General features: G+C 64.9%; 13 protein-coding genes. All 13 read left to right on the top strand.

All coding sequences use genetic code 11. The annotated features are described in order from the left end of the window. Positions 1–82 precede the first annotated feature (82 nt). The 13 genes from N2602_RS13735 (at position 83) to N2602_RS13675 (ending at position 15005) form a co-directional block, all read left to right on the top strand. A complete protein-coding gene (locus N2602_RS13735) occupies positions 83–580 on the top strand; it encodes a tripartite tricarboxylate transporter TctB family protein (protein WP_260382964.1) in 498 nt (165 codons plus the stop codon). 42 nt (positions 581–622) lie between these two features. Continuing rightward, entirely contained in the window at positions 623–2122 is a 1500-nt protein-coding gene (locus N2602_RS13730) for a tripartite tricarboxylate transporter permease (protein WP_172784268.1), read from the top strand. Between the two features lie 410 nt (positions 2123–2532). Continuing rightward, a complete protein-coding gene (gene oxlT, locus N2602_RS13725; RefSeq protein WP_172784267.1) occupies positions 2533–3822 on the top strand; it encodes an oxalate/formate MFS antiporter in 1290 nt (429 codons plus the stop codon). A gap of 264 nt (positions 3823–4086) precedes the next feature. Then, on the top strand, positions 4087–5409 hold the full coding sequence (gene oxlT, locus N2602_RS13720; RefSeq protein ID WP_260382963.1) for an oxalate/formate MFS antiporter: 1323 nt from the start codon (positions 4087–4089) through the stop codon (positions 5407–5409). 174 nt (positions 5410–5583) lie between these two features. After that, positions 5584–6012 (top strand): CBS domain-containing protein, encoded by a 429-nt coding sequence (locus N2602_RS13715; RefSeq protein WP_260382962.1) that lies wholly within the window; start codon positions 5584–5586, stop codon positions 6010–6012. A 223-nt stretch (positions 6013–6235) separates the two neighbouring features. Next, complete coding sequence (locus N2602_RS13710) at positions 6236–7255, top strand: 2-dehydropantoate 2-reductase (protein WP_260382961.1); 1020 nt, start codon at positions 6236–6238, stop codon at positions 7253–7255. Beyond that, a complete protein-coding gene (locus tag N2602_RS13705) occupies positions 7255–8037 on the top strand; it encodes a fumarylacetoacetate hydrolase family protein (RefSeq protein WP_260382960.1) in 783 nt (260 codons plus the stop codon). The genes N2602_RS13710 and N2602_RS13705 overlap by 1 nt, the downstream gene beginning before the upstream one ends. Before the next feature lie 545 nt (positions 8038–8582). Beyond that, complete coding sequence (locus tag N2602_RS13700) at positions 8583–9989, top strand: hypothetical protein (RefSeq protein WP_260382959.1); 1407 nt, start codon at positions 8583–8585, stop codon at positions 9987–9989. Positions 9990–10180: 191 nt separating this feature from the next. Further along, positions 10181–10378: a hypothetical protein gene (locus tag N2602_RS13695; RefSeq protein WP_210268228.1), complete on the top strand. Its 198-nt coding sequence runs from the start codon at positions 10181–10183 to the stop codon at positions 10376–10378. 54 nt (positions 10379–10432) lie between these two features. Further along, positions 10433–11083: a hypothetical protein gene (locus N2602_RS13690; protein ID WP_172784261.1), complete on the top strand. Its 651-nt coding sequence runs from the start codon at positions 10433–10435 to the stop codon at positions 11081–11083. Positions 11084–11392: 309 nt separating this feature from the next. Continuing rightward, positions 11393–12388, top strand: coding sequence for a nitronate monooxygenase family protein (locus tag N2602_RS13685; RefSeq protein WP_260382958.1), 996 nt, complete (start codon positions 11393–11395; stop codon positions 12386–12388). 25 nt (positions 12389–12413) lie between these two features. Continuing rightward, the gene (locus N2602_RS13680) at positions 12414–13385 is read left to right on the top strand and encodes a zinc-binding dehydrogenase (RefSeq protein ID WP_260382957.1); all 972 of its coding nucleotides are present in this window, start codon (positions 12414–12416) and stop codon (positions 13383–13385) included. A gap of 246 nt (positions 13386–13631) precedes the next feature. Further along, the gene (locus N2602_RS13675) at positions 13632–15005 is read left to right on the top strand and encodes a cation-efflux pump (RefSeq protein ID WP_172784258.1); all 1374 of its coding nucleotides are present in this window, start codon (positions 13632–13634) and stop codon (positions 15003–15005) included. The last annotated feature ends 170 nt before the right edge of the window (positions 15006–15175 follow it).

Below are 15175 nucleotides of genomic sequence, written 5' to 3'. Positions count from 1 at the left end.
CCGCGACATCGATGACGGCTGAGGACGCTGCTTCCGGCCGTCTCCTCGACTGCGCAGCACTGCGATTCCGCCTGGAGGGCTCATGACTGAACGATCCGGATCCGAGTCCGGCCCCGCACACAAGACGCTGGAAATCGGCACGGCGCTGCTGATCGGCGTGTTCGGCCTGATCGTGATCGTCGGCAGCCTGAAGGCCGGCATCAACTGGGGCGCGGAGGGGCCGCGCGCCGGGTTCTTCCCCTTCTATGTCGGCAGCGCCATCGTCGTTGCAAGCGCCATCAACCTCTGGCATGCGCGGCGCGACGACGATGGCCGGCTATTCACGGAATGGGGGCAGCTGCGCCAGGTCATGAGCGTCGTCGTGCCGACGGCGATCTATGTCGGCTCAATGCCGTTCATCGGCCTCTACGTCGCCTCGATGGTGTTCATCGCCTGGTTCATGCGCTGGCTCGGCGGCTATCGCTGGCTGACAGTCGTCGCAGTGGCGGTCGGCATGCCCGTCGTGACCTATCTCGTTTTCGAGCGCTGGTTTCTTGTCCCGCTGCCCAAGGGGCCGCTCGAGGAATGGCTCGGTCTGTAAGAGCTACGCATTCATTCAATTGCTGCTGCAGGACGTTTTGACATGGAAGAGTTGGCCAACCTGTTTCACGGCTTCGCGGTCGCCCTGCAGCCCTACAACATCATGCTGATGGTGATCGGCATCACGCTCGGGGTCATCATCGGCGTGCTGCCGGGACTAGGGGGCGCCAACGGCGTCGCGATCCTGCTTCCTCTCACCTTCAGCATGCCGCCGACATCGGCGATCATCATGCTGTCCTGCATCTATTGGGGCGCATTGTTCGGCGGCGCCATCACCTCGATCCTGTTCAACATACCGGGTGAGCCATGGTCGGTGGCGACCACCTTCGACGGCTATCCGATGGCCCAGCAGGGCAAGCCCGGCGAAGCCCTGACGGCTGCCTTCACCTCGTCCTTCGTCGGCGCGCTGTTTGCCGTCATCATGATCACGCTGGTGGCGCCCCTGGTCGCGGGCTTTGCGCTGCGATTTGGTCCGGCGGAGAAGTTCGCGGTGTACTTCCTCGCCTTCTGCTCCTTCGTCGGCCTCAGCAAGGAGCCGCCGTTCAAGACCATCGCGGCGATGATGATGGGCTTTGCGCTCGCGGCGGTCGGCCTCGATTCGATCACCGGGCAGTTGCGGCTGACCTTCGGCGTCACCGAGCTGCTCAACGGCTTCGACTTCCTGATCGCCGTGATCGGCCTGTTCGGCATCGGCGAGATCCTGCTGACCATGGAGGAAGGACTGGCATTCCGCGGCGGCAATGCCAGCATCAACCTTCGCGTCGTGCTGCAGACCTGGCGCGAGCTGCCCGCCTATTGGATGACCTCGCTGCGGTCCTGCCTGATCGGCTGCTGGATGGGCGTCACGCCCGCCGGCGCCACGCCCGCCTCCTTCATGAGCTACGGCATCGCCAAGCGCCTGGCGCGACGCGGCAACAATTTCGGCAAGGGCGAGATCGAGGGCGTGATCGCGCCGGAGACGGCCGCACATGCCGCCGGCACCTCGGCGCTGCTGCCGATGCTGTCGCTCGGCGTGCCCGGCTCGCCGACCGCCGCCGTGCTGCTCGGCGGATTGTTGATCTGGGGCCTGCAGCCCGGCCCCATGTTGTTCGTGGAGCAGAAGGAATTCGTCTGGGGCCTGATCGCCTCGATGTATCTCGGCAATCTCGCCGGCCTCATCGTCGTGCTGACCTGCGTGCCGATCTTCGCCGCGATCCTGCGCGTGCCCTTCGGCATCATCGCGCCGCTGATCCTGGTGCTCTGCGCGATCGGCGCCTACTCGGTGCACAACAGCACCTTCGACGTGATGCTGATGCTGGTGTTCGGGGTGCTCGGCTATCTCCTGAAGAAGTGCAATTATCCGCTCGCACCGCTGGTGCTCGCCATCGTGCTCGGCGACAAGGCGGAGGAAGCATTCCGCCAATCGCTGCTTGGCTCGCAAGGCTCGCTCGGGGTGTTCTTCTCCAACGGCCTCGTCAGCACCATCATGGCGCTCGGCCTGGTCGCCCTGTTCTGGTCCGCGATCCAGGAAGGCTACAGCCGGCTCCGCACGTCGATGGCGTAAGGCCGGGATCTGCGTAAACTGCATCGGCGCGAACGCCAAATTGCCGCACTCCAGAATTCTGGAATATAGAATTCCAGGAATTGCGCCGCCGCCACGGACTGCGCGTCGGCGGACGCGACCAATGCAGGCGTGGAAAAATCTCCGAGCGCATAAGCTTTCAATAGCGTCCTGCGGTATCGCTGAACCAAGAAAAAGCAACGCAAAACCAACGATTTATCTTGGACAAGCTGCATCGCCGCCGTCCGCCGAGCGCGATCGGGGCTTTACAATCATGCCCTCCTGGCGCATGTGAACAAGCCCGCGTTATTTCGCCGCACCCTCCCATCCCAGCTTGAATCTTGGCATATTGCATACCAGGATGCCCGCCAGCGCATGCATAAAAATGATCGGCGCGTTCGGGAGGGTTTTTGATGACGGACATGGTGCAGTCGGCAGCGGCCCCTAGTGCCGCACGCGTAAGCGATGCCTATCGCTGGGCGCAATTGGCAATCGGTGTGGCGGCGATGGTGATGATCGCCAATTATCAATATGGCTGGACGTTCTTCGTCCCCGACATCCAGAAGAAGTTCGGCTGGGATCGCGCCTCGATCCAATGGGCCTTCACGCTCTTCGTCCTGTTCGAGACCTGGCTGGTGCCGATCGAGGGATGGTTCGTCGACAAATACGGCCCGCGCATCGTCGTGCTGGTCGGCGGCGTGCTCTGCGCCATCGGCTGGGCGATCAACGCGCAGGCGACCTCGCTCAACGGCTACTACCTCGGCATGATCATCGCAGGCATCGGCGCCGGCGGCGTCTACGGCACCTGCGTCGGCAACGCGCTGAAATGGTTTCCGGACAAGCGCGGTCTTGCGGCCGGCATCACGGCGGCCGGCTTCGGCGCAGGCTCTGCGCTGACCGTCGCGCCGATCCAGGCGATGATCAAGGACAGCGGATTCCAGACCACCTTTCTGTATTTCGGCCTTGGGCAAGGCATCATCATCTGCATCCTCGCCTTCTTCCTGCTCGCGCCAAAAGCGGGTCAGGTCCCGAACGTGGTGGCGAATGCCAATATCATCCAGACCCGGCGCAACTATCAGCCGACCGAAGTGCTGCGCCAGCCGATCTTCTGGTTGATGTACTTCATGTTCGTGATCGTCGGCGCGGGTGGACTGATGGTCACCGCGAACCTGAAGCCGATCGCGGTTGACTGGAAGGTCGACAGCGTGCCGGTGACGCTGATGGCGGTGACGATGACGGCGGTGACCTTCGCGGCCACGATCGACCGCGTGCTCAACGGCCTGACGCGTCCGTTCTTCGGCTGGATCTCCGACATGATCGGCCGCGAGAACACGATGTTCATCGCCTTCGGCATGGAAGGTTTCGGCATCTGGATGCTCTATCTCTGGGGTCACGATCCGGTCTGGTTCGTGCTGCTCTCGGGCTTCGTGTTCTTCGCCTGGGGTGAGATCTACTCGCTGTTCCCCTCGACCTGCACCGACACGTTCGGCGCCAAGTTCGCGACCACCAATGCCGGCCTGCTCTACACCGCGAAGGGCACCGCCGCGCTGTTGGTGCCGATCGCCAACTACATGCAGCAGTCGTCGGGCACCTGGGACAGCGTGTTCATCATCGCGGCCGGCGCCAACATCCTGGCTTCGCTGCTGGCGATCGCCGTGCTCAAGCCCTGGCGCAAGGTCGTGGTCGCCAAATCGACGATCTGACCCGCCCCAAACAGCGGCTTCCAAACACCACCGCCCGGCCTCAACGGCCGGGCGTTTTCGTTTGGACGCAAAGATCCCGCGCTCCCGTAGGAGTCAGGCAGACCCGCGCATTTTGTGGAAAGGGAACCAAGATAGGGCTTGCAAACTGGAATATGGTATACCAATCTCCGCCCCGCGCCTGCGACGATAAGCCACAACATTTGCGACATCAGGTCATCTTGGCAAACTGATGCGCGACCAAACGGGCGCGTTGGGAGGTTCTCGATGATTTCCAGCCCGGACGGCGTCGTCACCGCCGCGCCTCTTCGCACCGGTTTCCGCTGGCTCCAGCTCGGCATGGGCATCGTCTGCATGGCGATGATCGCCAATCTGCAATATGGCTGGACGCTGTTCGTCGATCCGATCGACGCCGCCCATCATTGGGGGCGCGCCGCGATCCAGCTCGCCTTCACCGTCTTCGTCGTCACCGAGACCTGGCTGGTGCCGGTCGAGGCTTGGTTCGTCGACAGATACGGCCCGCGCATCGTCATCATGTTCGGCGGCGTGATGATCGCGCTGTCCTGGATCCTCAACGCCTACGCCGACAGCCTCACCCTGCTCTACAGTGCTGCGATCATCGGCGGCATGGGCGCGGGCGCAGTGTACGGCACCTGCGTCGGCAACGCGCTGAAATGGTTTCCCGACCGCCGCGGCCTCGCGGCGGGTGCGACCGCCGCCGGCTTCGGCGCGGGTGCCGCGATCACGATCGTGCCGATCGCGAGCATGATCGTCTCGAGCGGCTATCAGCACGCCTTCCTCACCTTCGGCATCGGCCAGGGCCTCGTCGTGTTCGCGCTCGCCTTCTTCGTCCAGCCGCCGCGCCTCTCCATCCCGCCGAAGAAGAAGCAGCTCAACCTGCCGCAGACCAAGATCGACTTCACCCCGCCGCAAGTGCTGCGCAGCCCTGTTTTCTGGGTGATGTATCTCGTCTTCGTCATGGTGGCTTCCGGCGGACTGATGACTGCGGCGCAGATCGCCCCGATCGCGCACGACTTTGGGATCGCCGACACGCCGGTGACACTCGCCGGCTTCCAGATGGCGGCGCTGACCTTCGCGATCTCGCTCGACCGCATCCTCGACGGATTCGGGCGCCCCTTCTTCGGCTGGGTCTCCGACACGATCGGCCGCGAGCCCACGATGTTCATCGCCTTCGGCACCGCCGCCTTGATGCTGCTGACGCTTTCGGCCTATGGCCACGTGCCTGTCGTCTTCGTGCTGGCGACCGCGGTCTATTTCGGCGTGTTCGGCGAGATCTACTCGCTATTCCCCGCAACCTGCGGCGACACCTTCGGTGCGAAGTTCGCAACCACCAACAACGGCATGCTCTACACCGCCAAGGGCACGGCCTCCCTGCTCGTCCCGCTCGCGAGCGTGATCTCGACCGCCTATGGCTGGAAGGCCGTGTTCGTGGTCGCGGTGGCGTTGAACGCAACGGCGGCGCTGACGGCGCTGTTCGTGATCAAGCCGCTGCGCCGCGCCTTCATCCTCGGCAAGGAAGCCGAGCACACTGAGGCCGCGACCGGCACGGCCAAGACCGAGACGGCCTAAGCCGCGCATTTTGCAAGGCTTGCTAAGGGGCGCAGCAATGCGCCCCTTTCTTTTTGCTGGATGTAAACGTCAGCATTCCTGTCGCAAGATTTTTCGGATCAGCCAAAACCAGCGCTTGACGATTGGCATTATGTATACCACACTTCTCCCAACGTTCACCCCAGGGAGGTTGCAATGCTGGTCGGAGACATTCTGCGCAAGAAGACGCCGCGCGTTGTCACGGTGCGTATGAACGAAACGGTGGGGATCGCGGCCAAGCTGATGCGCGCCAACAATATCAGCGCGCTGGTGGTCAAGGACGTGGTCCGCTCCGAGGGCAACACCGCGGTCGGCATGTTCACCGAGCGTGACGTGGTGCGCGCCGTCGCCGAGCACGGCGCGGGCGCCGTCAACGTCAAGGTTTCCCAGCTGGTCTCGGTGCAGCAGCTGGTGTCCTGCAGCTCCTCGGATACGATCGAGCAGGTCCGGCATCTGATGAACCGTCATCACATCCGCCATTTGCCGGTCATCGACGATTACAGCCTCGTCTCCGTCATCAGCATGCGCGACATCGCCGCTGCGATGGACGAGGCGCTCAACGGTACGCCGCAAGCGGCAGCCTAAAAGAGCTCGCCCTACTTTCAGTCACGGAAGAGCTGCCCCCTCTCCCGCTTGCGGGAGAGGGTTGGGGAGCGGGCTGTCTCCGCCAGCGAGACTCCCCACGAGGATAGAGCCCTCACCCGCCGCGCTCTCGAGCACGTCGACCTCTCCCGCAAGCGGGAGAGGTGCAGGGAGCCTATGGCCCGATCGATCCACCCAACTACCAAATTGGTCCCGCGAGGATTTCATGAAGATCTGCATCTACGGCGCCGGCGCGATCGGCGGATATCTCGGAGCTCAGCTCGCGCGCGCGGGCGCCGACGTCGGCCTGATCGCGCGCGGCGCGCACCTTGCCGCCATGCGCGAGCGCGGCCTGACGCTGCTCGCGGGCGAGGAAAAGCACACCGTTCATCCGCGTTGCACTGATGATCCCACCGAACTCGGCGTGCAGGACTTCATCATCATCACGCTGAAGGCGCATTCGATCACCGGCGTGATCGAGAAGATGCAGCCGCTGCTCGGGCCCCACACCCGCATCGTCACCGCGGTCAACGGTATCCCCTACTGGTACTTCTACAAGCACGGCGGCCAATACGAGAACTCGACGCTGGAGAGCATCGACCCCGGCGGACGGCAGTGGCGCGAGCTGGGGGCCGAGCGCGCCATCGGCTGCATTGTCTATCCCGCCACCGAGATCGAGGCGCCCGGCGTGATCCGCCACGTCTACGGCAACAACTTTCCGCTCGGCGAGCCCTCGGGCGAGATCACCTCCGACGTGCAGCGGCTCGCCGATCTCTTCGTCGCGGCCGGCCTGAAAGCCCCCGTGCTCGACCGCATCCGCGACGAGATCTGGCTGAAGCTCTGGGGCAATGTCTGCTTCAACCCGATCAGCGCGCTGACCCATGCCACGCTCGACGTGATCTGCACCGATCCCGCCACGCGCGCGCTGTCGCGCGCGATCATGGTGGAGACGCAAGCCATCGCCGAGACCTTCGGCGTCAAGTTCCGCGTCGACGTCGAGCGCCGCATCGAGGGTGCCCGCAAGGTCGGTGCCCACAAGACCTCGATGCTGCAGGATCTCGAGCGCGGCCGCCCGATGGAGATCGATCCGCTCGTCACCGTCGTGCAGGAGATGGGCAGGCTCACCGGCATCCCGACGCCTGCGCTCGACTCGGTGCTGGCGATGGTGACCCAGCGCGCCCGCATCGCCGGCCTCTATGACGGCGTCTCGACGCCGGCTGATCCGCGCGCACTGGCGGTGGCGTGATGGCAACCGCGACCAAATGGCTGCGCTTCCGCCATGCCGGCACCACGGGCTTCGGCACGCTGACGTCATCGGGCATCAGCCTGCACGAGGGCGAGATGTTCGGCCGCAATGCCAGCACCGGCAAGACACTCGCGCTGTCGGAGGTCGAGCTGCTTGCGCCCTGCGTGCCCAGCAAGATCGTCGCGCTCTGGAATAATTTCCATGCGCTCGCGGCCAAGCTGAACCAGCCCGAACCGCCGGAGCCGCTCTACCTGCTCAAGGCCACCACCAGCATCGCCGCACCCGGCGCCGTGATCCGCCGCCCCTCCTACTACGACGGCAAGACGACCTACGAGGGCGAGCTCGGCATCGTCATCGGCAAGACCTGCGCGCACGTCTCGCCTGATGAGGCCGATGGCTTCATCTTCGGCTACACCTGCGTCAACGACATCACCGCCAACGACATCCTGACGCGCGACCCCACCTTCCCGCAATGGGCCCGTGCCAAGGGCATCGACGATTACGGCCCGTTCGGCCCTGTGATCGCGACCGGTCTCGATCCCGCAAAACTCACGGTGCGCACCATCCTCAACGGCGCGGAGCGACAGAACTACCCGATCTCGGACATGATCTTCAGCGCGCAGGAGCTGGTGAGCAGGATCTCCCACGACATGACCTTGCTGCCCGGCGACCTCATCGCGGTGGGTACCTCTGTCGGCGTCGGCGTGATGAAGGAGCCCGTGAACAGTGTGACCGTCGCGATCGACGGCATCGGCGAGCTCACCAACGAGTTTCGACTGTAATCTTTCGCCGCCGCAGCGCAGCAAAATTGATCCGGCGCAAATCGGCCGTCGCGGCCAACGCTATCCTCCCCGGCAAAATTGATTTCTGATGCAAGGGAGGACGCAATGACGAATGCCGGCAACGCGCTTTTGTGGACGGCCCTGTACTTCGCTCTCTCGTTCGCCGCGATCTTCGTGGTCTGGTTCGCCGACAAGATCCGGTCGAACCTGCTCGGGAAGCAATAGCCCAGAGCACGTTGGTTCGTCTTGGCGCTCGCGGCTGGCCTGGGTGCAAGCGGGCCGGCAGAGCGACGTGCGCGCCACCTCGCATCTTTCCGCAGCGCCTGGCGTTGACGGGATCCCGGTGCTGCGCGCCCCCGGGCGAGCCAGCGGCCCCCGTCAGCACCAAGCCGAATTTCGGATAATCCGGCTTCTCCCCGTGCGCCGCCGAGCCCGAGCCGGCTGTGGATCGTTTGGCCACAAACGTCCCGCGTCGCCCCGGCCTCTTGATCTCGGTTCCGCTCTTCAATAGCAACACAGGAGTGCGCCGGCGTGAGGAATTCACGATGTGGCTGTTTTTCCTGGTTGCCTGGATCGCCCTGCTCGCCGTCATCGCAGTCTTTGCCCAGCAGGCGTTCGGTTACGACATTGCCCACCTGCCCGCCTGGTTCGCAGGCCTGTCCGTGCCGCAGCGCATTGCCACCGGCGCCATCCCTGTCCTTGCCCTGGCCCTGATCGCCGGCTCCGCCTGGCGGCTCTCGCGGCAGGACCGCAGCCTGAAGACGCTCCGCGATCGCCTCAGGAGGACCCGCGAGGACGTCGTGGTCGCCCACGCCCTGCAAAACCACCTCGATGCCACCGTCCAGCATTTGATCGAGAGCGATCCCCGGGAAGCGGTTTCAGCCCTCCACGACAAGCTGGGCGAGACCGAGCGGCGCGCCCTGCTCCAGCAAGGCCGCAACGAATCCACCGACATGCACGACCAGCTCGCCGAAATCCGCCGCCGCCAGCAGGCGCTGCGCGAGATGGTCGGCAAGGTCGCCGAGCAGCGCCGTGCGGTCGAGCCCGTCTTCACCGAGATCCGCGACCGCCAGAACCAGCTCGAGCGCGCCCTGCACGACCTCGAGACCGACGACCGCAAGAACAACCTCGCCGACCGGCTCAAGGACATCGCACGCGACGTCTCAGGACTGCTGACACGGGTGAGCGCGGTCCAGGAGACGTTTGCGACCCTGAACCGGTACAAGGAGGATCTGGCGAAATCTCACGCGGAGCTGGCGCCACTGCGCTCGACCGATACCGGCATCAATGCCTTGATCGGCGAGCTTAGCCTCAGCCATGACCGCCTCGAAAAAAGCATCGACGAGCTCGAGACCGGCGGCGAGGCGCCGCTTCCCACCCGCGTGGAGACGCTGTCGCAGAACAAGATCGTGATCGAGCAGCGCCTCGCCCGCATCGACGACAATTTCAACGTCTTGAAAGGAATCCGGCTCGATTTCGAGGAGCTCAGCCAGCGCCGGGTCGAGCTCGAACGCGCGCTCGCCGATGTCGAGACAGATGCGGACGGCAAGACGCTGGCCGACCGCCAGAACGCGCTGAACGATTTCGTGCTCCAGTCGCGCCAGCGCCTCGGCGCGCTGCAGGAGACGCTGGCGACGCTGAACGCCTTCAAGGCCGAGCTGTCGAAGTCGCAGGCCGACCTCATCCCGCTCAAGGCGCCGGTGTTCGGCATCGAGGCCATGATCGCCGAGGTCGGCGCCACCCGCGATCTCCTGGAAAAAACCGTCGGCGAGATCGAGGCGAACGCCGGCATGACGCTGGCCTCGCGCGTCGACATGCTGACCAGAAGCAAGCGCGAAGTCGAAGACCGCCTCGCCCGCGTCTTCGAGAATTTCAACGCGCTCGATGCACTTCGCAAGGACATCGGCGGCATCTTCGCGACGATCAGGAACAGCCTGAACCGGATCGGGTGACGCTTTCGTAGGCCGCAGCGTCGACCCGCCCCCGGAAACATCCAGACACATCACATCTCCGCGCGCCCGATCAATGCCGCCAACATGTCCCGTGCGCGCCGCAACTTGGACGCATTCGGTCGCCCTTTTGGGAGGCGTGTCTGGGGGCACGGCATGACCGTGTTTGGACCAAACCTTCTAGGGGTATCGCTGTGAAGAAGATTGTATTTGCTCTGGGTGCCACGCTTGCTCTTGCGACGGCCGCGAACGCCGCGGATCTGCCGCGCCGCCAGCCCGTGCCGGTCTACCCGGCCGAGCAAGCACCGATCGGCAAGATGCCAATTGGCAAGAGCCCGGTTGGAAAGGCCCCGATCGGCAAGGCGCCGGGCCCGGTCGCGGCGCGCTACTGACGCGCGGCGAAGTCCGCGCGAGACATTTGCGGCCGATGGTCGAGGGGGAATAACGTGACGAACAAAGCTGGTCGATCGGGATCCTGCATCCTCGCGGGCTTCGCGCTTGCGGCTATGCTCTCGTGCACGACGCCCTCGGCCTCGGCTCACGAAGCCGACAGGCGCGTTGCCGATGCGAACGCGCTTGCTACGACCGACGCCGCCGCGCGGCCTCAGCCGCAATCGACGCGGCGCTCCGTCGCGCGTGCGGAGAGAGGCCCCTACTATGTCGACTTCCGCGCCCGCACGGCCGCGAGCTGGGGCCATGCCTTCGTCTGGTACGGCAAGACCAGCGAGAAGGCCGTCGAGGTTGCGGGCTTGACGCCGGCCGGCGACACGCTCGCCTACGTGCTCGGTCACATCACCTTTGTGCCATCCGAGACGGGTGCCAGCTACGGCGATCTCGATCCGGAATATCTGACCGCGAGCTATCGGGTCTACCTGAACGAAGCCGACGCCAAGCGTGTGTTCGCCTACATCAAGGAGTTGCAGGCCAGCTCTCCGGTCTGGAACGCCGAGACCGTGAACTGCACCGGCTTCATCGGCGACATCGCGGAGTTCATGGGATTGAAGGTGCCCCATCGCTGGCAACGCCCGGAAAACTTCGTCAACAGCCTCAAGGAAATCAACGGCGGGCGCCAGATGGTGCGGTTGTCGGCGAAGTAGCTCCTCGCCCCATACTCGGTGTCATTGCCCGCGTAGGCGGGCAATCCAGTATTCCAGAGACCGCGAGGCTAGAGCCGAGACACCGCGGCGTACTGGATGCCCCGGTCAAGCCGGGGCATGACGACGGTGTCTTGAGCAAAGGCTTGTGCAGACAGCAGCGCACGCCAATTGTCCGCCCTGCGGAATCTCCTCGCCTTCCGCATGGTCGCCCCGCCCGGCGGCGCAATAGACTTTTCCCACCCCCGGCGGCATCCTCGCCGCCAGTCAATGGATAACAGAGCGCCACGCCGGGCGAGGGGGAAACAGATCATGTTGCAGACACGGTTCACCAGGCTCGTCGGCGTCCAGCACCCGATCGTTCAGGGCGGCATGCAATGGGTCGGACGGGCCGAGCTGGTGGCGGCGGTCGCCAATGCCGGCGCGCTCGGCTTCATCACGGCGCTGACCCAGCCGACGCCGGAGGACCTGACCAAGGAGATCGCGCGCTGCCGCGACCTGACCGACAAGCCGTTCGGCGTCAACCTCACCATCCTGCCGGCGATCAAGCCGCCGCCCTATGCCGAGTACCGCGCCGCGATCATCGAGAGCGGCATCACGGTGGTCGAGACCGCCGGCAACAAGCCGCAGGAGCACGTCGACGAGTTCAAAAGGCACGGCGTCAAGGTCGTGCACAAATGCACCAGCGTCCGTCACGCCCTCTCGGCCGAGCGGATGGGCGTCGACGCCATCTCGATCGACGGCTTCGAATGCGCCGGCCATCCCGGCGAGGACGACACGCCCGGCCTGATCCTGATCCCGGCCGCTGCCAACAAGATCAAGATCCCGATGATCGCCTCGGGCGGCTTCGCAGATGCCCGCGGCCTCGTCGCGGCGCTGGCGCTGGGAGCCGAGGGCATCAACATGGGCACCCGCTTCATGGCCACCAGGGAGAGCCCGATCCACCAGTCCATCAAGGAGAAGATCGTCGCCAATGACGAGCGCGAGACCGAGCTGATCTTCCGCACCATGCGCAACACCTCGCGCGTGGCCAAGAACGCCGTCTCGACCAAGGTCGTCGCGATGGAGAAGGAAGGCGCCAAGTTCGAGGATATCCGCGAGCTGGTTGCCGGCGCCCGCGGCAAGATGGTCTATGCTACCGGCAATTCCGACGAAGGCATCTGGTCGGCCGGCCAGGTGCAGGGCCTGATCCAGGACATCCCGAGCTGTGCCGAACTCGTCTCCCGCATCGTGCGCGAGGCGGAGGCGATCATTCGCAGCCGGCTGGAGGGGATGATCGTTCAGCAACAACGCGAAGCAGCGGAATAATCACTGCAACACGTGAGAGTATTGCATGAAAGCCTACGTCTACGGCCCTGAAGGCGCGAGGATTTCCGACGTCGCTCAAACGAAGCCGAAGGGCACGCAGGTGCTCGTCCGCGTCCGCGCCTGTGGCCTCAACCGCGCCGACACCGGCATGCGCAAGGGCCACGCCCATGGCGCGGCCGGCGGCGTCGGCACCGTGCTCGGCATGGAATGGGCCGGCGAGGTTGCCGAGCTCGGGCCCGACGCGAAGGGCGTGAAGATCGGCGACCGCATCATGGGCTCGGGCGGCGCGGCCTTCGCCGAGTATACGCTGGCCGATCACGGCCGGCTGTTCCATGCGCCCTCGAACATGAATTTCGAGGAGGCCGCCACCCTCCCCGTCGCGCTCGCGACCATGCACAACGCCGTCGTCACCGTTGGCGGCGTGCAGGCAGGACAGAGCGTGCTGATCCAAGGTGCGAGCTCCGGCGTCGGCCTGATGGCGATGCAGATTGCCAGGCTCAAAGGCGCAAAACTCGTGATCGGCTCGTCCACCGACGCCACTCGCCGCGGCCGGCTGAAGGAATATGGCGCCGACCTCGCCGTCGACAGCTCCGATCCGAAATGGGTGGACGAGGTGCTGAAGGCGACGAACGGCGAAGGCGTCGACCTCATCGTCGACCAGGTCTCGGGCAAGGTCGCCAATCAGAACCTCGCCGCAACCAAGGTGAAGGGTCGCATCGTCAATGTCGGCCGGCTCGGCGGCACCCACGCCGACTTCAATTTCGACCTGCACGCGGCCCGCCGCATCGACTATGTCGGCGTCACCTTCCGCACCCGCACGATCGAGGAGGTCCGCGAGATCTTTGCCGAGGTCCGCAAGGACATCTGGGGCGCGGTGGAATCGCGCAAGCTGCAACTGCCGATCGACAAGGTGTTCGCGTTCGGCGACATCGACCAGGCGTTCGCACACATGGAGGCGAACAAGCATCTGGGGAAGATCGTGGTGACGGTGCCGTAACCGTCGATCCAGTCTCGGTCTCGTAGGGTGGGCAAAGGCGCAGAGCGCCGTGCCCACCGCTCTTTCCGGATTATTTCGCAAGGTGGGCACGCTGCGCTTTGCCCACCCTACCAGACCGGGCGCTCGTGGCAGGGAGCCACCATTCAATTCAGAAGCATTCGCAATAGCTTCGCTCCTGCAACTCACTCGCGACTACAGCTGTGGATCGGCGCTTGATGTTCAGCCATGGGCTGCTAAATCCCCGCCATGACCTCCCAGCACAACAAGACCTCGGTCGCGGCCATCTCGATCTTCGCCAGCGGCGGCATGGCGGCGGCCAAATTCGTGGTCGGGATCGCGATCGGCTCGCTGGCGCTGATCTCCGAGGCCCTGCATTCCTCGATCGACCTGGTTGCGACCATCATCACCTGGGCGGTGGTGCGGGTCTCCGACAAGCCCGCCGACGAGGAGCACCATTACGGCCACGGCAAGCTGGAAAGCGTCTCCGCGCTCGGGGTCACGGCCCTGCTCTACGTGCTCGCGGGCGGCATCCTGGTCGAGGCCTATAGCCGGCTGCGCGAGGGAACCCCGCCGCCGACCATCTCGGCCGTGCCGTTCGTGGTGCTGGTGATCGACATCGTCGTCAATCTCTGGCGCGCCCGCGCCCTGCACCGCGCCGCGCGCGAGACCCGGAGCCAGGCACTGGCGGCGGACGCGCTGCATTTCGCCTCCGACGTGATGGGCTCCTGCGCCGTGATCGTGGGCCTGATCCTGGCCGGGCTCGGCTTCTGGTGGGGCGACGCCGCGGCTGCCGCAGCGGTTGCCGTGATGATCGCAGCGCTCGGCCTGCGCATGGCCGGCTCGACCGTGCAGACGCTGGTCGATCGCGCGCCCGAAGGCGCGCAGGAGAAGGCCACAGCCGCGATCCGCGGCGTGCCTGGTGTGATCGACGTCGAACGCTTGCGCGTGCGCATGGTCGGAGCGACCACGTTCATCGACACCATCGCGAAGGTGCCGCGAACCTATCCGATCGACCGCGTCGAGGACATCAAGCGCAACGCGCAGGCCGCCGTCGCCAAGGCTTTCGGCGATGCCGACCTCACCTTCGCCGCAGTGCCCGTCGCGCGCGACAACGAAACCGTGCGCGACCGCATCATGGTGATCGCGCGCAATTCCGCCCTCGCCGTCCACCACGTCACGGTGCACGATCTGGGCGCCAAGCTGATCGTCAGCATCGACCTCGAGGTCGATGCCGACATGGCACTCGAGGCCGCCCACGACGTCGCCAACACGCTGGAGCGCAACATCCAGGAGGAGTTCGGCGAGGACGTCGAGGTCGACGTTCACATCGAGCCCTTGGAACCGGAACTGCCGTTCGGCGTCGATGCCGCGCCCGAGAGGGTGCAGACCATCGCCGCCGCGCTGGCCGAGTTCGCCGGCGAAGGCGAGATCCACGACATCCACAATGTGCGGGTCCGCAACACCGACGCCGGCGAGATCGTCAACTTCCACTGCCGCGCGGCACCGTCGATGAGCGTGATCAAGGTGCACGAGCATGTCGACGCGATCGAGCGCGCGCTGCGGCGCGCGTTCCCGAGCGTGAAGCGCGTCATCAGCCACGCCGAGCCGCCGCGTGCGTGACGAAGAATGCGCGGCGAGTCACACGTTCTCGTTTCGGACTCCTCGCGTCCGTGAGTTTGCGGACGCGCGATGCACAAACTGCGCGTTGGATAAGAATAATTTCGCGTTAACGATTCGTTGACTCTCGACAGCCCGCGAAAACTGGATTCAAATCGGTGTGATTCGGAAGC

Source organism: Bradyrhizobium sp. NC92, from assembly GCF_025200865.1.
Classification (GTDB): Bacteria; Pseudomonadota; Alphaproteobacteria; order Rhizobiales; family Xanthobacteraceae; genus Bradyrhizobium.
This window is presented reverse-complemented; position numbering and strand designations above follow the sequence as displayed.